Here is a 19,649-nt window from a genome sequence, read left to right as displayed (position 1 = left end):
GCCGGCAACGCATCGGCCCTATCCAGCCATTTTGCGCCAGGGAATGAGCATTCCCACCTGCTTGCGGTAGCTTCGGTACTGATCGCCGAACATCGCGACGAGATCGCGTTCCTCGAGGAAGATGCCGAGCAAGATGTAGCCGGTGCTGCCCGCCGCGAACAGGAGATGGCCCCATGTCATGGACGGCGTCGCCCAGAAGGCCAGGAGGAAGCCGACATAGAGCGGGTGCCGGACCCATTTGTAGAACAGTGGCGTCCTGAACACGGGCGGCGCCGGTTCGCTCTTGCGCAAAGCGGCGAGAACCTGGCGCAGGCCGAACAGTTCGAAATGGTTGATCAGAAAGGTGCTGGTCAACAATACCGCCCAGCCGAGCCAGAACACGCCATGGATGACGGCGACCCAGACCGGGTTCTCGACCGTCCAGACGAGACCGGGAATCGGCCGCCATTGCCAGTAGAGCAGCAGCAGGATGAGGCTGGCCAAAAGCACATAGGTGCTGCGTTCGGCCGCGTGCGGGACAATCCGTGTCCACCAGCGCTTGAAAACCGGTCGCGCCATGATGCTGTGCTGGGCGGCGAAAAGGCCGAGCAGCAGTGCATTGACGATGACGGCTTCGACCGGACTTCCAGCGACTCCGGAATCGATCGATTTCGGCACGACCATGTTGCCGACGAAACCGACCGCATAGAGAAACGAACCGAGAAAAATCAGGTATGCGGCAACGCCGTAGATAAGGGTGATTACGCCCGCCATGACTGCCCCTCCATGCAAGCATCAGGATTCGGTCGGTCGACCGAATTCAGCGTCAAAAACCATAAATTTTCTAGCGAGTCAACTTGATCGGTCGCTCGACCGAGATAGAGTGGAGGGACGTCCAGCCCCGGACAGGAGAAGCTATGATCCGCCCAGATTGCACCGCTACCAGCGGCAGCCACGCCGCATGACGGACGCTGCCCAAGCCGTTACCCCGCCGCAGAACAAGCAAAAGCGCGACACGCGCGCCGAACTGATTTCGGCTGCCGAGTTATGCCTCCATCGAGGCGGTTATGCCGATCTGTCGACGCGCCGCGTTGCCGAGATCGCCGGCGTTCCGCTCAGCCAGATCCATTACCATTTCGGCTCCAAGGAACGGCTGTTCCTGGCGCTGCTCGACCATCTGAACGAGGGCCTGCTGAAGCGCCAGGCGGAGACTTTTGCGGCACCTATGCCGCTGTGGCAACGCTGGGAGCGCGCTTGCGATTTCCTCGACGATGATCTGGCGTCCGGCTATGTCCGGATCCTGCACGAGATGATCGCGGCAAGCCTGTCGAGCCCCGAAATCGCCAAGGCGGTGCGCCGCGACCTGCGCGGCTGGTTCGAACTGCTGGACGGACTGGCGCAAGAGGCGGAGCGGCGGTTCGGCGGCCTCGGGCCATTCTCCGCCGCCGAAGTGACCAGCCTGGTCAGCGCCGCCTTCCTCGGCAGCGAGACGATGATCCTGCTGGAGATCGAGAGCCCGCATGTCCCGGTACGGCAGGCGCTGCGCCGCTTCGGCGAAACCATCCGGCGGATGGAGGAAGTGGCGCCCGGCAGTTAGCCAGCGAAGTCGAGCCGCGTCAGCCTTTGCGGCTGCGCATCAGCGCTTCGAGTTCGCTGTCGCCGCCTTCCGGCAGCATGATGCGGACATGGGCGTAGAGATCGCCATGGCCGCCGGCCTTTTCCGGCAAGCCCCTGCCCTTCAGGCGCAGCACCTTATCGGAACTCGACCAGGCCGGAATGTTGACCGCCAGCCTGCCGGTCGGCGTGTCGACCGGCACCTTGGCGCCCAGCACCGCGTCGGCCAACGCTACCTCCAGATCGGCATGCAAGTCACGGCCCTCGATGCGGTAGCGCGGGTGCCTGCGGATACGGATCTTGACCAGCGCATCGCCCGGCTGTCCCGGCCCCTGCTCGCCCTGGCCCTTCAGCCGGATGGTCTGGCCATCCTCGACATAGACCGGCAGCTTGACCGCGATCTTGCGGCCGTCGGGGAACATCGCCGTCACCTTTTCGGCGGTCGCTATCTCCTCGATGGTGACGTCGAGCGTGACGTTCAGATCGGCGGCGGTCGCCTGCTGGCGGCGGTCGCCTGTTCCGGCGCCGCGCGCGCCGGAAAAGGCGTCGCCGAAGATCTGGCTGAAAATGTCGCTGTTGCCGTCGAACGGATCGCCGCCCGGACGCCCCGATCGGAATTCGAAGCGCGAGCCGCCGGCGCCCTGCTGGCGGCGGAAGCCACCGAACGGATCGCCGCCGCCGGCTGCGCCCTCGAAGCCCTGGAATTTCGGCTTGCCGTCGGCGTCGATCTCGCCGCGGTCGAAGGCCGCACGGTTCTTCTCGTCGCCGACGACCTCATAGGCCTGATTGGCGGCGGCAAAACGGTCCTTGGCCTTGGGATCATTCGGATTCTGGTCCGGATGATACTTCTTGGCGAGCTTGCGGTAAGCCGATTTTATGTCCTTGGCCGATGCGTTCTTGGCAACGCCCAGCACCTCATAGGGGTCGCGCATGCGTCCTGCCCTGGAAAATGAGTTAAATCCACGTTGGCCCTTATATGCGCTCCCATAGGAAGAAATTCCAGTGGCGCGCAGGCTAATCGAGGGTTGAAATTGCGATGCCCGCAAACCTCGAAAATCAGAGCGGTTTGAAGTCCTGCATGTGCCAGCCGCCGGCCGCGGCGATGCACAATTGCCCCTTGAACAAAGCGACGCCGTCGAAGCTTTCGCGCGAGGCGGTAAAGCTGCGGCAGGCCTGGCCGTTGTCCTGCACTTCGGCGAGTTCGGTGATGGAGCCGCGCGAGCCGGTGTCGGCATTCGCCCACGGCACGGCCTGGCCGCGAAGCTCCTCGATGTCGGCCGAAGACACCGCATTGCCGATCGTGGTCTGGTCGGAAGCGCTGTCGGCGTCCGTCGATGTCACCCTCGCCGGCGCGCTTGAGGTGACGATGGAACGATCGACCTCGGCCTTTTCCAGGCTGAAGCCGCCGGCGCCGCAGGCGGCAAGCGGCAGGGCGATAATCACGATCACGGCTTTCGAACTGGCCGAAGCGATAACGCTCCATTGCCCGCTGTCAAAAGCTTGCGCGATACGCGACAATCGGCAACCTCCTGAAGCTCGAGACAATTTGAGAAAAACTATGAGTGACACTGAGTTAACAAGTAGTGACTTTACCGAAGCCGCCGAGCCGTTCCGGCTCTTTGCCGAGTGGCTGGAGGACGCCAAGAAAAGCGAAATCAACGACGCCAACGGCGTAGCACTTGCAACCGTCGATGCCGACGGCATGCCGGATGTGCGGATGGTGCTGCTCAAGGGTTTCGATGAAAGCGGCTTTGTCTTCTACACGAATTTCGAGAGCGCCAAGGGCCGCGAGATTCTTGGCAGCATGAAGGCGGCGATGTGCTTCCACTGGAAATCGCTGCGCCGCCAGGTGCGCATACGCGGTCCGGTGGAGATCGTCAGCGACGCTGAAGCCGACGCCTATTACGCGACGCGGCCGCGCGGCAGCCGGATCGGCGCATGGGCTTCGAAACAGTCGCGGCCGCTGGAAAGCCGCTTTGCCCTGGAGAAGGCGGTGGCCGAATACACGGCGCGCTACCCTATCGGCGAAATCCCGCGGCCAAAGCACTGGTCGGGCTTCCGCATCGTGCCGCAGGCGATCGAGTTCTGGCACGACCGGCCATTCCGGCTGCACGATCGGCTGGTCTTTTCGCGCAACGCCGAAGGCGGCTGGGACAAGACACGGCTTTATCCCTGAGGATCGCCGGGGCCGCCGGAGATCAGTCCTTCTCCATCTGGAACAGCAGGAAATGCGGCCGTTCGCTGGCAACGCCGACCGCTGGTCGTATAGTCCTGGTGACGTCCTTCGGCACCAGGAATGTCTCGCGCAGCTTGATCGTGTCCCCGGCCTTGGCGCCCGAAAACATCGCGGAAATGCAGGTCTGAACATTGTCCGGCGCGTTCAGCCTTACCGCCGATGTCGGCGACCAGCGCCTTCCCTCGGCATCGATCAGCATCACCTTGCAGCCAAGCCAGAGGTTCTGCAGGTCGGGATCGCCGATGGTCACTGCGAAATCCGCGAGCACCGGTACGGAATCGGGCGGCAGGTTCTTCATTCCGAAGGCGCCGCGCAGATCAGTCAGCTTCCACTCGCTGCCGCCGAAATGCGCGCTCTGGCCCCAGGCCACGCGGCGCTCGAACAGATCGTTGTCGCCGAGCAGCGCCTTGACGCTGTCATAGGCCTGCACCGCCAGGGTCAGGGGAACGAGCACAAGCAGCGCCCAAAGGCTGCGGCGGCGCCATTTTTTCTCCGTCAGCCCTCTATCCTCAATCAGCGCCGTCATTGCGGTTGCCCATCGATCGGCTGCGTCAGATCGAGCGTGCCGACGGTGCCGGCAGGCATGCCGTCGGAACCGGCTGCGACCGGTCCGATCGAAATCTCGGCCTGCGAATCGAGCGCCGCCATCAGCTTGCTCGAGATCAGCACCGTGGCGTTGCCGGCCTCCTCCGGCCTCACCTCGAAGACCAGCCTGGCCTTCCGCGGCAGGCCTGGGTCGACAGTAACCGGGAGAAACCCGTTGATGAAGGACAGCCGCTCGGTGTGGTCGTAGGTCAAGCCCGTTGGTCCGCGCCATGAGGCGACCGCGACGATCGTCGACGCAGCCCTGGCCGCGAACTCGACCGTCACCACCGCCCACACGCCGCCGGTGGTCAGCACCTTGGTCTCGCCGAACCGGTCGGCCTTGAGCTTGCGCGCAAACTCCAGCTTTTTCGCGCGCACCTCGAAGCTGCGGCCAACGATTGTCTCTCCCACATTGCCCCTTACCGGGATAGGGCCGATCAGGTCGGCATAGTGCGGCTTCGAAACCTGCAAGCCGTAGCAGAGCGCTACGGCGGCGAGCAGCAGGACGAGATTGGCCAGTCTGCGCATCATGGCTGGCCTCCAGCATCGGGTGCGACAGGGATGGTCAGCGTGCCGACCGGGCTCGGATTGAACCAGCCGGGCAGGCCAAAGAGATTGTCGCGCTGTTTGTAGATTTTCCGGATGACTGTCAGATCGAGGCTGGCCGGAGCGGCAGCACTTTCCGGCAGTTCCCAGATATACACCATGCGCTCCGGCATATCAGGGTGCAGTTCGGGCGACAGCGTCTCGTCGCGCGTCAGCACGATGTACGGTTTTGTCGCCGGGTCGACAGCCGGCTGGCTTGCCCGGAGGAGTTCGAAATAATCCTTCGTCGACTGGGCCGTTCGGTTGGTCATGTCGACCTCGAAGACCAGCGCTTTGGTCCCGGGCTTGCGCAACGTGCCATAGACATATTTCTCGGCGCTGACATAGGCCTTCACCGGCCGCAGCAGCCATTGCCCGGTTTCGATCGGGCCGGCTGGGGCCAGCGCCGGCACTTGCGCGTGCCTTGCTCCGAAAGCGCCCAGCACACCGGCAACGGCAATCGCGGCCGCCGTGCCGATGCCTGCGGCGATCCATGCTCTCAGCCGCGAGCGGGCGGTTTCAAGCATTCTGCGCCTCGCCTTCCGGACCGGCCGGACCAGCCGGCTGCGCAGCCTCGCTGGCCCGGCGCTTGGGCAGCGCAAATGCCGTTTCGAGGATCGCCGCGAGGAAGCAGATGCGCAACGGCTCGACCAGAATACCGGTCGATGAGTCCTGAAAGGCACTGCCGAACAGCAGCGACACGCCCTCGGACAGCACCTGCCAGATGTCGAGATCGTGCGGGCCGGCATGCGCGTCGCGCCGAGCCACGCCCAGGCGGCCAGCCAGTCGATGAGACGATAGCCGACGATCAGGGTGAGCACGAGGACAAGGCCCGAACTCAAGGTGATGCACACGCCATTGGCGATCGGCAGATAGCGCGAGCGATAGCCCGAGATGAAGTGTTCGACGAAGTCGCGCATGAATTTCGGGATGCTTCGATAGCGGGCTCCGAGGCGCTCGACCCGGTCGTGCACGCGCAGCAGTTCCTTGTCGTCGCGTACATCATAGCCATAGATCAACGCCGTCATGACCAGCCAGATCACCGGCAGGAGCATGAAGAAGAACAGCGCGATGAGCTTCGTCGTCGTGTCGACGGAAGTGACTTCCACCGGAACCATCGGCTCGGAAAAGGCGGTGGAAACAGGATTGGCCACGCCGTCGGCTGCAGCTTGCAGGACGGAAAAAATGTTGCGGCTCATGATCCAGCCGACGATGTCGTCCTTCCAGCGCGAGATGACGTACAGACCGACGAAGATCCAGTTGGTCTCGCAGATCACGACCACGATTTGCCAGAAGGAATTTGCGCCGCCGCGCTTCTGCATCGCCTGGGCAAAACGCCTGACCAGCCAGGAGATGACAACGGAAAATATGAGCCAGCGCGAATCCAGCACATCGAGCACATTACCCGAGCCTTCGCCGAACGGCGCCATGTCGAGGGTGACGCGCGAATATTGCCGCACCGTGTCGCCGAGAAAACCCCAGGCGGCGTAGTAGGCGAAGAAGGGCAGGAGCGCGACAGTGACCATGTGCGTCAGCCTTGCGGCGCTGCTGCTCGGTTCTTCGCCAGATGTTTTCTCGGAGGCTTTGTCCCGCGCGCCCTGTTGCGCCGCGCGGATGGCCGGCAGGCCGGGAAGCAGGGTCTGGAACATGGCGACGGTGACGATGAGCTGCGTCAAGGCGACGAGCGTCAGCAGCGCCAAGCCCGCCATATGGTTGAGGAAGGCGGCGCGCGCGGCGATCTGCATGAACAGGTCGCCGCCCAAAATGCCCAACAGCACCATGGCGATCAGCTGCGGCCAGAAGCGCCACCAGAGCCTGAACGTCAGGCCGAGCGGCCTTGCAAAATCGGCAAGCATGTCCCGGCGTTCAACCCGTCAACGGGCGCCGGCTTCGATGCTGTGCGCATCGATGACAAATTCTCGGGTCATGTCCTCTCCACCTGGCCGCCAGGATCGAGCGAGAAATAGTGCAGGCCGAAGCGCTTTGACAACCCTTGAGCGGTTTTCCCCTGACGCCTACCGCCACCGGCAAGATCGGATACAGCTTGGCGTGAGCCTATGCCTTCTTACGCGTCATGAAGGCGGTCAACGCGGCGCGCGCTTCGTCGGACTTCAGCCGGTCGGAGAAATGCTCGCTCTCCACCTTGATGCGGGCGACAAGCTCGTCGCGCGGGGCGCGCATCAGGTCACGCGCAATCTTCAGCGCCTGCGGCGGCTTGGCGGCGATCGCGCCGGCCGCGGCGAGTACCGCGGCTTCTAGCCCGCCCTCCTCGACCACCTCATAGATCAGGCCGGCGGCCTTGGCGCGTTCGGCGGAAAAACCTTCGCCGAGTCCAAGCAGCGCAAAGGCGCCCTGCCTGCCGAGGATGAGCGGCGCCAGCAGGCTGGAGCCCGCCTCCGGCACCAGGCCGAGGTCGACGAAGGGTGTGCGGAACACCGTGCGCGGCGTGGCGAAAGTCAGGTCGCAATGCAAATTGAGCGTGGTGCCGATGCCGACCGCAATGCCGTCGACGCCGGAGACCATCGGCTTCTCCGTTTTGGCCAGCGCCATCAGGAAGTCCCAGACCTCGTTGCCGCCCTCACCGCCGGTGGCGATGACCAGGAAATCGGCGAGATCGTTGCCGGAAGAGAAGGCGCCAGGCACACCGAGGAAGACATGGACGCGAACCGCCGGGTCGGCATCGCCATCGGCCAGCGCCTTGGACATTGTCGCGTACATGGCGCGCGTCAGTGCGTTCTTCTTGTCGGGACGGTTCATGCGGATGATCTGGATGGCGCCCTGGCGCTCGACGAGAATATGGTCTGTCACGGTCATTCTTCCCTGGTGAGCGCTCTGGTATTCAGGCCGTTATCAGCGCCTTGCCGGCGTCAGCGAGGCTCTCGGCGCCATCGATGACGCGTTCCTTCAAGGCGCTGACTTCGCCGAGCAGGTTTTCGGCGAAAAAGCGGCAAAGGGCGATGCGGCTCTGCTGGGCAAGTCCGCCACGCGCCAGATAAGCGCCGCCGGCAGCAAGCGAGATCAGCCTGAGATAGGGGGTCGCACCGGCTTGCGCTTCGTCCAGACGGCCGTCGGCCAGCAGCTTCTGCAGGAAGCGCGTCGCCTCGGTGAGATCGTCGAACGCCTGGTCAAGCGCTTCGGCGGTGCGGCCGAAGCCCTGCAGGTTCGAGGTCCGCACCTCGTCGGCGATGGCCTTCAGTTCGGCGATATAGCCATGCACATGCTCGCCGCCGCCAAGCGGCAATTTGCGGGCTACAAGGTCGATCGCCTGGATGCCGTTGGTGCCTTCATAGATCGGCGCAATGCGGGAGTCGCGATAGAGCGCGGCCGCGCCCGTCTCCTCGATGAAGCCCATACCGCCGTGGACCTGGACGCCGAGCGATGCGACATCGACGCCGATATCGGTGGAAAAGGCCTTGGCCAGCGGCGTCAGCAGATTGGCGCGATCGCGCCAATGCGCGGCCTCCTCGCCTGTCGACACACGCGCAAAGTCGATGGCATAGGCGCAGGAATACGAGATGGCGCGGGCGATCTGGGTCAAAGCCTTCATGGTCAAGAGATTGCGCTGCACGTCGGGGTGATGGACGATCGGCGCCATCCCGGCGCCTGAAAAGTCCGATGCCTTGCCCTGGCGGCGCTCATTGGCATAGGCGATCGCCTTCTGCGTCGCGGCTTCGGCCACTGCCACGCCCTGCATGCCGACGCAAAGCCTCGCGTTGTTCATCATGGTGAACATGCAGGCGAGCCCCTTGTTCTCCTCGCCGATCAGCCAACCGACGGCGCCGGGCGCAGCACCCTGGAACCCGTCGCCATAGATCATGGTGCAAGTCGGCGAGGCATGGATGCCGAGCTTGTGCTCGAGGCCGGAACAGAAGACGTCGTTGCGGGCACCGAGCGAGCCGTCATCATTGACCAGGAATTTCGGCACCAAAAACAGCGAGATGCCGCGCGTGCCGGCCGGTGCGTCGGGCAGCCGCGCCAGCACCAGATGGATGATGTTGTCGGTGAAATCATGCTCGCCATAGGTGATGAAGATCTTCTGGCCGAAGATGCGGTAGGTGCCGTCGCCGGCAGGCTCGGCGCGACTGCGCAAGGCGGCGAGATCGGAACCGGCCTGCGGCTCGGTCAGGTTCATCGTCCCCATCCACTCGCCGGAGACGAGCTTTGCCAGATACTTTGCCTTCAGCGCTTCGGAGGCATGCTTGTCCAGCGCCTCGACGGCGCCCATGGTCAGCGTCGGGCCGATGCCGAAGGCCATGGCGGCGGAGTTCCACATTTCGAGCGCGGCAACGCCGAGCATGGTCGGCAGGCCCTGGCCACCGAATTCTTCCGGTCCGGACAGCGCGTTCCAGCCACCGCCGATCCAGCTGCGGTAAAGCGCCCTCCAGCCGGGCGGCATGGTCACGGCTGCATCCTTCAGCACCGCGCCGTGCTCGTCGCCGATCTTGTAGAGCGGCGCCACTTCCTCGCTGGCGAAGCGGCCGGCCTCGGCCAGGATGGCGTCGACAAGGTCTTCGCCGAGGTCGCCGAACGCGCCGCTGTCGAGCGCCGGTTTGAGCCCGGCGACATGCTTGAGCGTGAACGAAATGTCGTCGACCGGGGCCTTGTACATGCCGCTTTCTCCTCCGCTGCTCCGACTGCTCGATCCTAGGACCCGGGCCGATGCAAAACCATCCGCCTCTGGGCGGCCTCCGACCTTCTTTTTACGTAAACGTCAAACTTTGTCACGCGGATTTTCATCGAACTTCGTCGTCCACAGGTGGAGCGGGAGCGTAGCGGATGCCGAGTACCATGTCGCGACCTCGCGCCAGGGGCGGAACGGTGCAGAATTCCGCGCCGTGGCAACGCTTCGAAGTCGCGGAATGCATACTATGGTCCGCGCCGCGTCGCTTCGCTCCTTGCTTCGCCATAGAATGACGAAATCGCGAGAGCGACAGGACTCCTGCCCGAAAGCACTTCCTTAACCATACCGGTCCACCATCGGTGTTTGGTCAGCGGGGATCCCCTGTTTGAAAACGCCGGCGCATCTTCTTCGCCGCTCAGCGATCGCTCTCGCAGCGATGATGGCGCTGACGTCAGCGGCTACAGCCTCGGACTTTTCCGAGCCTTGGCGGGATGGCGACCGCGCGCTGGTGGTCGACGCCTATGAATACAATTCCATCGACTGGGCGCAGCTTGCCACCGACAAGCGCATTGTCGGCTTCATCAACAAGGCCTCCGACGGGCTGCCGCCGCCCTATTTCTGCTACGGCGACGAGCCTACGGTCAAACTCTGCAAGACATTGTGGAAACGCTTTGCGGTGACGCGCGAGCTGTTTCAGACGCGCAAGGTGGTGGCCAAGGCGCTCGGCCTGAAATGGGGCGCCTATCATCTTGCCCGCCCCGGCAATCCGCTCGAGCAGGCCAACAGTTTCATCGATTTCGCCGAGCCAGCCCCTGACGATCTGCTCGCCCTCGATCTCGAAGGCAACGACCCCTCGCAATGGATGTCGCTCGAGGATGCCGAGGAATTCGTGCGCCAGGTGCACCGGCGGCTCGGCCGTTTCCCGATCCTCTACACCAACGGCAAGACCGCCCAGTACATCGCCGACAACCGCTACCAATACCGTCTGCTGTCGCGGCTGCCGCTCTGGTATGCGCGCTACAAGCCCGACATCGACGTGCATTTTCCGATGGGCAACTGGCAGGGCTATGCGCTGTGGCAGTTCTCGGCGCAGGCCAATTGCGGGCGCCTGCGCTGCCCCTACCGCGTCGCCGGCACGCCCAACGACATCGACGTCAACGTCGCGCCGATGGACGCGGCGGCACTGCGCCAGCAATGGCCCTTCGGCGGCCTGATCGACGTGCCGCCCGACTACCTCGCCTCGATACCGGTGCCGGTGTCGCGCGCGGCCGGGCTCGCCGGCAAAGTCACCATCACATACGCCGATGTGGCGACGCCACCGACGGTCGAGGAAATGGTGGCGGTGCTCGGCGCGCGCTGGCAGACATTCCGCGCCGCCTTCCGCATGCCGGTGGTCAAGACGGTGCCGCGCCGCGCGCGCTTCGGTATTGCCGAGTATGTCGCCTGGAAGCGGACCACGTATCGTTCGGAGGCTCTGCTCGAGGCCGCCTTCTCGCAGGCCGCCGACCCGGTCAGCACCGCTTCGACGGAACTGGTTCGCGAGCGCTGAGGCTTATGTGGCGGCGCTGGCCTTTTCCCGCGCCACCGCCTGCCAGCCTATGTCGCGGCGGCAGAAGCCTTGCGGCCAGTCGATACGGTCGAGCGCGGCGTAAGCGCGGCTTTGCGCTTCGCCCACCGTCTTGCCTGATGCCGTGACGTTGAGCACGCGGCCGCCATTGGCGACCAGCGCGCCGCCATTGATGGCAGTGCCGGCATGGAAAATCTCAACGCCTTCGCCAGCGGCTTCGTCGAGAGCCCGAATGACCGAGCCTTTTTCCGGCGTCCCGGGATAGCCCTGTGCCGCCATCACCACGGTCAGCGCGGCATCGTCGCTCCAGCGGATCGAACTGTGCGCCAACTGGCCGTCGACGGCGGCGTTGAGCAGCACCAGCAGATCGTCCTTCAGCCGCATCATCAGCACCTGACACTCGGGATCGCCGAAGCGGGTATTGTATTCGATCAGCTTCGGCCCCTTGTCGGTGATCATCAGCCCGGCAAACAGAATACCGGCGAACGGCGCGCCAAGCTCGGCCATGCCGCGCATGGTCGGCTCGACGATCTCGCGCATGGTGCGCTCGACAATTTCGGGGCTCATCACCGGCGCCGGCGAATAGGCGCCCATGCCGCCGGTGTTGGGGCCGGTATCGCCATCGCCGACGCGCTTGTGGTCCTGCGCGGTGCCAAAGGGAAGTGCGGTCGTGCCGTCGCACAGGCAGAAGAAACTCGCCTCCTCGCCGGTCATGAATTCCTCGACCACGACCTCAGCGCCGGCGTCACCGAATGCGCCGTCGAAACAAGCATCGAGGGCGGCGCGCGCCTCGTCCAGCGTCATGGCGATGGTGACGCCCTTGCCGGCAGCGAGCCCATCGGCCTTGATGACGATCGGCGCTCCCATCTTTTCGACGTAGGCCTTTGCCGCGGTCAGATCGGTGAAGCGGCCATAGGCAGCGGTCGGGATATCGTATTTGGCGCAGAGGTCCTTGGTAAAACCTTTCGAGCCTTCGAGCCTTGCGGCGCGCTTCGACGGTCCGAAGACGCGGATGCCTTCGCCGCGCAGGTCATCGGCAATGCCGGCGACCAGCGGGCCTTCCGGCCCGACGACGACGAGGTCGATCGCGTTGTCCTTGCAGAAGCTGGCAACAGCGGCATGGTCGGCGATGTCGAGCTTGACCAGTTCGGCCTCGTGGGCGATGCCCGGATTGCCGGGCGCGGCATAGAGCCTGGTCAAAAGCGGCGAGGCCGCGATCTTCCAGGCCAGGGCATGTTCGCGGCCGCCGGAGCCGATCAACAAAACGCGCATGCCGATGTCCCTTGTCATTTCACGACAGGGACTGCGCTATTGCCCCGGGCGGCGCGGGTCAAGAGTTTTACCTTGCGCCATACCGGTTGCGCACGGGAACGTCGCGCCGAGAGCACGGCGTCCCCGGCCGGTATCAGCTCTGGAAGACGACCGGGAACCAGTCCTCGCGCAGTTTCTGGCCGGGCTTCATGTCATGGCCGGGATAGGGCGGCGAGGTACGGCCGGGGCGCTCGACATAGCGCGCATCGTCGCCGACCCAGCGCAGCGACAGCGCCCGGCGACGCGCCGCGGTCGGATTGCCGCGCGCACCATGCGCGGTGCGGAAGTCGAACAGGATGGCGTCGCCCGGCTCCATCTCCCATTCGAGCACCTTCAGCGACGGGTCCTTGTCTGGATCCGGCACGGGCAGATAATCGCCCTCGCCGGCATAGAAATTGCTGTCATCGAGCCAGCGCACCGGCAGGATCATCTTGTCCCATTTGTGCGAGCCGGCGATCAGCCGCAGCGTCGCTTCCTTGACCGGATCGATCGGAATCCAGAAGCTGACGGTCTGGGTGCCATCGACGAAGTAATACGGGATGTCCTGGTGCCAAGGCGTCGGCTTTTGCGTGCCCGGTTCCTTGACCAGCACATGGTCGTGGAAGAACTGGGCGCTGCGCGACTGCATCGCCGCTGCCGCGAGTTCCGCGGCCGGGGAATTGCGCACCACGTCGACGAATTCGGGAATGCGCTCCCAATTGCAGTAATCGTCGAAGAAGCTGCCCTTGCCGTTGGCGATGTCCGACGCCGTGGCGCTGCGGTTTTGCATGTTGCGCTCGATGCCGGCGCCGATGGTGCCGACCCAGTCCTTGAAAGCGCCGCGTATGCAGACCGCGCCGTCGCGCTGGTAGTCGGCAATCGCTGCGGCATCGATATGTCTGGCGGCCATCTCATGTCTTCCCTGTTTCGATGACCGACTATCGCAGCCGCCGCACATCGCGTAAAATAATAACTTCTCATCTCTCTTATAGTTTTAGACTATGAATCTGACCCTCACCCAGCTGCGTTACCTCGTCGCCGTCGCACGGCATGGCAGCGCCACCGCGGCCGCGCGGATGCTGAACGTCTCGCAGCCCTCGATCTCGGTGGCGATCGACAATGTCGAAGCGACGCTCGGCCAGAAACTGTTCGTGCGCCAGCGCGGCAGCGGCATCGCGCTGACCTCGTTCGGCCGCAGCGCGGTGGCGAAGGCAAAGCAGGTGCTGGCCGAAGCGGACGAACTGGTTGGGCTCGGGACGCGCGACGCCGATGTCGGCGGCGAACTTGTGCTCGGCTGTTTCGAGGATCTGGCGCCTTATTTCGCGCCGGCGCTGATCCGCGCTTTTTCGCAACGCTGCCCGGCGGTCACCGTGGTGGTCCGCGACGAGACCTTCGAGACGCTCGGCCGGCGGCTCGGCGATGCGGCAATCGATCTCGGCCTGACCTACGATCTCGGCCTGCCCTCGCACTTCGCCCGCACCCTGCTGCATGAGCTGCGGCCACACGCGCTTCTGCCGCAAGGCCACGCGCTGGCCAGCCAGGCCAGCGTCAGCCTGGCGGAGCTGGCGACCCATCCCTTGATCACCACCGACCAGCCGCATAGCTGGCAGCATATGCTGGACCTGTTCCTCAGCCGCGGCCTGTCGCCGGTCTCGCAATCGACGGCGAGTTCGTTCGAACTGCAGCGCAGCATGGTCGCCAACGGCTTCGGCGTCGCGGTGAGCTACACCAGGCCTTATGGCGACAGGAGTTATGACGGGCTGCCGCTGGTCTGCAAGCCGCTGTCCGATCCGCTGCCGATGCAGCGCATCATCCTCACCCATGACACAAGGCAAAGGCTGTCGAAGGCGGCGCTGGCCTTCACGGAGGTGGCGAAGGAATGGTTTGCCAGCCACGATATTTTCACCGCCTGAGCGACAATGCGGCCGCTTGACGGCGCACGCCGCTGCTGCCACTCCAGCACGATGGAAACCATCCAGTCGAAAGCCGCACAGGGCCGCGTCGCCGACGCGCCGAGCGGCCATTGGGTCTACAAGATATTGCCGCGCTGGCTGTGGCCTTACGCGCAGCTTGCGCGCTGGGACCGGCCGATCGGCTGGCAATTGCTGCTGTGGCCCTGCTGGTGGTCGGCAGCGCTTGCGGCCAGCGCCTATCCGCGCGCAAGCGACCCGCTGCTCACATTGCTCCCGTCGCCATGGTTCCTGTTCCTGTTCTTCGTCGGCGCCGTCGCCATGCGCGGCGCCGGCTGCACCTATAACGACATTGTCGACCAGGACATCGACAACAAGGTCGAGCGCACCCGTTCGCGGCCGCTGCCGGCCGGCAAGGTGACGCGCCGCCAGGCCTGGATATTCCTGGTCATCCAGGCGCTGCTGGGGCTGGTCGTGCTGTTGCAGTTCAACGACTTCGCCATTCCGCTCGGCATCGCCTCGCTGGTCATCGTTGCCGTCTATCCCTTCATGAAGCGCTTCACCAACTGGCCGCAATTGGTGCTCGGGCTCGCCTTCTCCTGGGGTGCGCTGATGGGCTGGGCGGTCGAGTTCGGCGATCTCGATGGCCCGGCCGTCATGCTCTATATCGGCTCAATCCTGTGGGTGATCGGCTACGACACTATCTACGCGCATCAGGACAAGGAAGACGACGCCATTGTCGGCGTGCGCTCGACGGCGCGGCTGTTCGGCGACAACACCAAGACCTGGCTGGTCGGGCTTTATGGCGGCACGCTGGTCTGCTTTGCCATCGCCTTCGCCTCGGTGCAGGCGCCGGTGGTGGCGCTGGCCGGGCTGATCGCCGCCGGCGCGCATATGGCGCGGCAGATAGCGGTTCTGGATATCAACGATCCCGATCAATGCCTGCGGCTGTTCAAATCGAACAACCAGGTCGGCTGGCTGATCTTCCTCGGCCTGATCGGCGGTGCGCTGTGGGTGGCGCTGAAGCCGCTGGTGTAGGCTCCCTCTTCCTTCTCCCCTTGTGGGAGAAGGTGGATCGACGCGCAGCGCCGAGACGGATGAGGGGTGCTCCAGCGGAGTGAGGCGTTGGCGTTCCCTGGAACACCCCTCATCCGTCTTGCCGCTTCGCGGCAATCCACCTTCCCCCACAAGGGGGGAAGGAGAAGAGCGCTCTATTCTCTCGAAATAATCTCCTGGCCATCAATAACCAGCCTCAGCCCGAGGTCGCCGGCCCTGCGGCGGGCGAGGAAGCGTGGGCGGCGCGTGGTCGAGACCCGGCCTTTGCGGCGATCCTTGGCCGGCAGCGCCTTGATGGCGGCGCCCAGCGATTCCTCAAGCGTGCGGGCAATTCCGTCGGATTCGATCAAAAGCATCTGCAGCCGATAGGCATCGGCCCAGGCGCGCCAGTCGGCGGCGACGTCTTCGAGATCGTCGGCCACCAGCAGCGGCACCGACAGCATCGGGTCGTTGTGCAGGAGTTCCAGGGTTACCGTGACATTGCCTTCCGGATCCTCCATGGCGCGGGCGGCAACGCCGCGAAACGCGTTGGCGGGCAGCGCGATGATCGCCGGCACGCCGCTCATCTCGAGCGTGCGGCGGATGACGGCGCCGCGCTGGTCGATGGTAAAGGTAACGTCGCCATAGTCGTCGCGCGTGGCATAGCTCACCACTTGCGGCAGGCGGAATGGGTCGAGGCGCATGTTGCGCCCGGCCCAGACGGGCTTCAATACACTGTTCATCTGCTGCCTTCCTGTGTTTCTCCTGAGAGCCGCTTTCACGGATCCCACCGGGCCAGTTTTCCCGGCCTCGTTGTGTGAAACATTAGCGCGAGCTTCTGCCGCGCGGCTTAAGAAAGTCAGTTAAATTTTGCTGATCTCAGGCGATGGTTATCGGAATGAGACCAGCCACAAAATGTTGAAAGGATCAGATAACCTTACCGGGATTCATGATGCCGGCCGGATCGAAGACGGCCTTCACCCGGCGCATCAGTTCGATCGCCATTGGCGGCGCGGTGGCGATCAGTTCGTCGCGCTTCAACTGGCCGATGCCATGCTCGGCCGAGATCGAACCGTGGAAGGAGCGCACGACATCGTGCACGGCATGGTTCATGGCGTGGTAGAGGCCGAGAAACGCTTCGTCGTCACCGCCCTCCGGCCGGGAGATGTTGTAGTGCAGATTGCCGTCGCCCATATGACCGAAGCAGACCACGCGCGCCTGCGGACTGACCGAAGCCACTGCACCGGCCGCCTTTTCGATAAAGGCCGGGATGGATGCCACCGGCACCGAAATATCATGCTTGATCGAAGCACCTTCGGGCTTTTGCGAATCCGGCAGCACCTCGCGGAAGTTCCAGAAGGCGTCGCCCTGCGCCAGGCTGGCCGCGATCACCGCGTCGCCGACGATGCCTTGCTCGAGGCCTGCCGACAGCACCTCCTCGATCAGCGCCTTGGCGTCCTCGGCCGAACGGCCCGACGACACCTGCATCAGCACATACCATGGCCAACGCTGCACCAGCGGCCGCGTGACGCCCTGCGCATGGCGCAGCGTGAAATCATAAGGACGCTGGCCGATCAGCTCGAAGGCGGTGAGTGCCGCCCCTGCCCGGTCCATCGCCAGGCTGAACAGCGAAAGCGCTGCTTCCGGCGACGACAGGCCGGCAAAGGCCACTTCGCGCCCCTTGGGCTTGGGAAACAGTTTCAGCACCGCCGCGGTGATGATGCCGAGCGTGCCTTCGGCGCCGACGAACAGGTTCTTCAGATCGTAGCCGGTGTTGTCCTTCTTCAGTTTGCGCAGATCGTCGAACACCTCGCCGGTCGGCAGCACGACTTCGACACCAAGGCAGAGTTCGCGCGCATTGCCATAGGCAAGCACGCCGGTGCCGCCGGCATTGGACGAGAGATTGCCGCCGATCTGGCAGGACCCTTGCGCGGCAAGCGACAACGGAAACAGCCGGTCGGCGGCGTCGGCGGCTTCCTGCAGCGTCTGCAGGATGACGCCGGCTTCGACGGTCACCGTGTTCGAGAAGACGTCGATCTCGCGAATGCCGTTCAGCCGCGACAAAGAAAGCACGATCTCGCGGCCGGAGGCATCCGGCACCTGGGCGCCGACCAGCCCGGTGTTGCCGCTTTGCGGCACGACCGGCGTTCCCGTCTCGCTCGCCAGCCGCATGATCCGGCTCACCTCGTCGACGCTGCCGGGACGCAGCACCAAGGCCGTCCTACCGTGCCACAGCCCGCGCCGCTCGGTAAGATACGGCGCAATATCGGCTTGGTCGCGCAGTGCATATTTTTCGCCGACAATGGCAGTGAAGCGGTCGATGAGAGCGGGATCGAGGTCGAAGGGGGAGTCGTTCATCGGCGCAAACTATGGCGCTCAATCGAGCTTGTCACGGGGGGCAGCGGCACGAAACAGCCGGTCGTTGATCGCCTCGCCGAGCCCTTCGACCGGGATCGGCTCGACGGCGATCGTGGCCGCACCGCTGCGGTCGAGTTCCTGCAGATACGCGAACAGATTGCTTGCGGCTTCGCGCAAATCGCCCGATGCGGACAGGTTGCGCAAGGCCGCGGCCGCTTGCCAGCCTTCCGCGCGGTCGCCACCAAAGGCCAGCAAGGCCTCGCCTTCAGCCACACTCTGTGCATCGAGCCGCACCGATGCGCTCGGCGCATAATGCGACGCCAGCATGCCGGGTGCCTCGATGCCGGCTGTCGCGCCGCGCTGCAGCTTGATGCCGGTGACGGCCTCGATATCGGCGGCAGCGATGCCGCCTGGCCTCAGCAGCCGCACGCTGTTGCCTTCGACCTTGACGATGGTCGATTCCAGCCCGACCGGGGTGGCGCCGCCATCGACCACCAGCTGGATTTTGGCGCCGAGATCGGCCGCGACGGCTTGCGCCGTCGTGGCGCTGATCTTGCCCGAAGAGTTCGCGCTGGGCGCGGCCAACGGCCGGCCGAGTCTGGCGATCAGCTCGCCGCCGAACCCCCTGGGCATGCGCAGCGCGATCGTGTCCAGCCCGGCGGTGACCAGCGGATGGATGCCGTTGCCGGGTCGGAGCGGCAGCACCAGCGTCAGCGGCCCCGGCCAGAATGCCTCGGCCAGCCGCTTCGACAGCGGGTCGAAGATCGCAATGCGCTCGGCCATCGCCAGATCGGCGACATGGGCGATCAGCGGATTGAAGCGCGGCCGGCCCTTGGCTTCGAAGATGCGGGCGACGCCAACGCCATTGGTGGCATCGCCGGCCAGTCCGTAGACGGTTTCCGTCGGGATGGCGACAACTTCGCCGCCCTCGAGCAGCGCCAACGCCCGCTCCATCGCTTCGCCGACGGATAGTATCTCAGCCACTCGCTTCACCTCACAGGCGCCGGACCTAAAGCGCGTCGCGCTGAACCGGATTCATGCGACGCGCTTTAGGTCTTTGTTTTGATGCATGTCGTTCTCTCAAAACCGGGGCCACTTTTGAACGACATGCATTAGAGCGGTTCAGCGGTTCGCTGAAACGCTCTAAGTATTTGTTTTTGCGCAATTCCGGACGGAAAACCGCTACTCACTTTTCCTGGAATTGCTCTAATACGGCAGTGGTTTTCGGGCAAGCCGGCGTTGGCGAATTATCAATGCCTAAAATGCTACGTTTCCCTGCAAGCCGGCATCAATCCACTGGGGTTAAGGCTATTTGCGGTTAGGGCTGGCGGCTTGTCGGGCAAGGGGACGGTTTCGATGTCGATGCGTGTGCTTGGAGCGCTTGGTTTCACCCTGGCGGCGATGACTGGTGGGGCGCACGCCTCGTCGATCGTCTTTCTCGGCGTCTCGACCTCGACGCCATCGGTCATCAAGGTTGGCGGATCCGAACCGGTCAGGATCGCCTCGTCGCCATCGATCGTCGCACTCGGCGATGCCCAGCCCGATGTGACTTATGAAAAGGTCGCGGCGATCCCCGAAAAGCCTAGGCAGGACCCGATGATCATTCGCGGCGGCATCGTCGGCGGCGCCTTCGCCGCGCCGGCTCCGGCCAGGGCGAGCGCCGCGGCGCCGGCAACTGAGCCGACGGCAGAGACCGCACCAGCCGGAACTGCAACGGCATCGAACGGCAAGCCCGAGTCGCAACCGGCAGCGCCGCAGCCGGCAGCAACACCGCAGCAGCTGATCGAGGGCGTCGGCAAAGCCGAGTAGGCCATTCAGCCAAAACAGTCGGCCAAGACAGTCGGCCGATCCATGCCGCTTGACGCGGAT

Annotated in this window: 19 protein-coding genes; 6 read left to right on the top strand and 13 right to left on the bottom strand. The window is 64.4% G+C overall.

The window, feature by feature from the left end:
- Nucleotides 1-18: 18 nt before the first annotated feature.
- Nucleotides 19-753 (bottom strand): methanethiol S-methyltransferase, encoded by a 735-nt coding sequence (mddA, locus tag NKJ57_RS24075; protein ID WP_023685403.1) that lies wholly within the window; start codon nt 751-753, stop codon nt 19-21.
- Between the two features lie 187 nt (nt 754-940).
- On the opposite strand from mddA, the gene NKJ57_RS24070 reads away from it, so the two are divergent.
- Nucleotides 941-1,576, top strand: coding sequence for a TetR/AcrR family transcriptional regulator (locus NKJ57_RS24070; RefSeq protein WP_023685402.1), 636 nt, complete (start codon nt 941-943; stop codon nt 1,574-1,576).
- A 19-nt stretch (nt 1,577-1,595) separates the two neighbouring features.
- Here NKJ57_RS24070 and NKJ57_RS24065 read toward each other — a convergent pair whose 3' ends face one another.
- A complete protein-coding gene (locus NKJ57_RS24065; RefSeq protein ID WP_023692090.1) occupies nt 1,596-2,525 on the bottom strand; it encodes a DnaJ C-terminal domain-containing protein in 930 nt (309 codons plus the stop codon).
- 124 nt (nt 2,526-2,649) lie between these two features.
- Nucleotides 2,650-3,111 (bottom strand): RT0821/Lpp0805 family surface protein, encoded by a 462-nt coding sequence (locus tag NKJ57_RS24060; protein ID WP_023687129.1) that lies wholly within the window; start codon nt 3,109-3,111, stop codon nt 2,650-2,652.
- 28 nt (nt 3,112-3,139) lie between these two features.
- Here NKJ57_RS24060 and pdxH point away from each other — a divergent pair, with 28 nt between their 5' ends.
- Nucleotides 3,140-3,769 (top strand): pyridoxamine 5'-phosphate oxidase, encoded by a 630-nt coding sequence (pdxH, locus tag NKJ57_RS24055; protein ID WP_081725434.1) that lies wholly within the window; start codon nt 3,140-3,142, stop codon nt 3,767-3,769.
- A 22-nt stretch (nt 3,770-3,791) separates the two neighbouring features.
- On the opposite strand, the gene NKJ57_RS24050 is transcribed toward pdxH, so the two are convergent.
- The 5 genes from NKJ57_RS24050 to NKJ57_RS24030 all read right to left on the bottom strand — a co-directional run bounded on the left by NKJ57_RS24050 (nt 3,792) and on the right by NKJ57_RS24030 (nt 9,608).
- A complete protein-coding gene (locus tag NKJ57_RS24050) occupies nt 3,792-4,355 on the bottom strand; it encodes a hypothetical protein (RefSeq protein ID WP_352512909.1) in 564 nt (187 codons plus the stop codon).
- Entirely contained in the window at nt 4,352-4,945 is a 594-nt protein-coding gene (locus NKJ57_RS24045; RefSeq protein ID WP_352512911.1) for a hypothetical protein, read from the bottom strand. Before NKJ57_RS24045 ends, NKJ57_RS24050 begins: the two co-directional genes overlap by 4 nt.
- Entirely contained in the window at nt 4,942-6,855 is a 1,914-nt protein-coding gene (locus NKJ57_RS24040; protein ID WP_352512912.1) for a hypothetical protein, read from the bottom strand. The genes NKJ57_RS24045 and NKJ57_RS24040 overlap by 4 nt, the downstream gene beginning before the upstream one ends.
- A 199-nt stretch (nt 6,856-7,054) precedes the next feature.
- On the bottom strand, nt 7,055-7,807 hold the full coding sequence (locus NKJ57_RS24035) for a crotonase/enoyl-CoA hydratase family protein (protein ID WP_352512913.1): 753 nt from the start codon (nt 7,805-7,807) through the stop codon (nt 7,055-7,057).
- 31 nt (nt 7,808-7,838) lie between these two features.
- Nucleotides 7,839-9,608 (bottom strand): acyl-CoA dehydrogenase family protein, encoded by a 1,770-nt coding sequence (locus NKJ57_RS24030; RefSeq protein WP_352512914.1) that lies wholly within the window; start codon nt 9,606-9,608, stop codon nt 7,839-7,841.
- Nucleotides 9,609-10,056: 448 nt separating this feature from the next.
- On the opposite strand from NKJ57_RS24030, the gene NKJ57_RS24025 reads away from it, so the two are divergent.
- Nucleotides 10,057-11,169 (top strand): glycoside hydrolase family 25 protein, encoded by a 1,113-nt coding sequence (locus NKJ57_RS24025; protein WP_023723281.1) that lies wholly within the window; start codon nt 10,057-10,059, stop codon nt 11,167-11,169.
- A gap of 3 nt (nt 11,170-11,172) precedes the next feature.
- On the opposite strand, the gene purD is transcribed toward NKJ57_RS24025, so the two are convergent.
- The gene (gene purD / locus NKJ57_RS24020; protein ID WP_352512915.1) at nt 11,173-12,459 is read right to left on the bottom strand and encodes a phosphoribosylamine--glycine ligase; all 1,287 of its coding nucleotides are present in this window, start codon (nt 12,457-12,459) and stop codon (nt 11,173-11,175) included.
- 133 nt (nt 12,460-12,592) lie between these two features.
- Complete coding sequence (locus NKJ57_RS24015) at nt 12,593-13,387, bottom strand: phytanoyl-CoA dioxygenase family protein (protein ID WP_023752609.1); 795 nt, start codon at nt 13,385-13,387, stop codon at nt 12,593-12,595.
- A 91-nt stretch (nt 13,388-13,478) separates the two neighbouring features.
- On the opposite strand from NKJ57_RS24015, the gene NKJ57_RS24010 reads away from it, so the two are divergent.
- Together NKJ57_RS24010 and ubiA are read left to right on the top strand one after the other, a co-directional pair.
- A complete protein-coding gene (locus NKJ57_RS24010; RefSeq protein WP_352512916.1) occupies nt 13,479-14,390 on the top strand; it encodes a LysR family transcriptional regulator in 912 nt (303 codons plus the stop codon).
- Between the two features lie 51 nt (nt 14,391-14,441).
- Nucleotides 14,442-15,425 (top strand): 4-hydroxybenzoate octaprenyltransferase, encoded by a 984-nt coding sequence (ubiA, locus tag NKJ57_RS24005; RefSeq protein WP_023727500.1) that lies wholly within the window; start codon nt 14,442-14,444, stop codon nt 15,423-15,425.
- A 173-nt stretch (nt 15,426-15,598) separates the two neighbouring features.
- Here the strand turns inward: ubiA and NKJ57_RS24000 are convergent, their stop codons facing one another.
- From NKJ57_RS24000 to NKJ57_RS23990, 3 genes are all read right to left on the bottom strand, one after another.
- A complete protein-coding gene (locus NKJ57_RS24000; protein ID WP_023743668.1) occupies nt 15,599-16,165 on the bottom strand; it encodes a DUF6101 family protein in 567 nt (188 codons plus the stop codon).
- Nucleotides 16,166-16,349: 184 nt separating this feature from the next.
- The gene (locus tag NKJ57_RS23995) at nt 16,350-17,780 is read right to left on the bottom strand and encodes an FAD-binding oxidoreductase (protein WP_023740689.1); all 1,431 of its coding nucleotides are present in this window, start codon (nt 17,778-17,780) and stop codon (nt 16,350-16,352) included.
- Nucleotides 17,781-17,798: 18 nt separating this feature from the next.
- Nucleotides 17,799-18,764: an L-threonylcarbamoyladenylate synthase gene (locus NKJ57_RS23990; protein WP_352512918.1), complete on the bottom strand. Its 966-nt coding sequence runs from the start codon at nt 18,762-18,764 to the stop codon at nt 17,799-17,801.
- 372 nt (nt 18,765-19,136) lie between these two features.
- Between NKJ57_RS23990 and NKJ57_RS23985 the strand changes: the two genes are divergently transcribed.
- The gene (locus NKJ57_RS23985) at nt 19,137-19,589 is read left to right on the top strand and encodes a hypothetical protein (protein WP_352512919.1); all 453 of its coding nucleotides are present in this window, start codon (nt 19,137-19,139) and stop codon (nt 19,587-19,589) included.
- Nucleotides 19,590-19,649 lie beyond the last annotated feature (60 nt).

The sequence above is a fragment of the Mesorhizobium sp. M0077 genome, assembly GCF_040322955.1.
Classification (GTDB): domain Bacteria; phylum Pseudomonadota; class Alphaproteobacteria; order Rhizobiales; family Rhizobiaceae; genus Mesorhizobium.
Note: the sequence above shows the minus strand (reverse complement) of the source record. Positions and strands in the feature narration are given on the sequence as shown.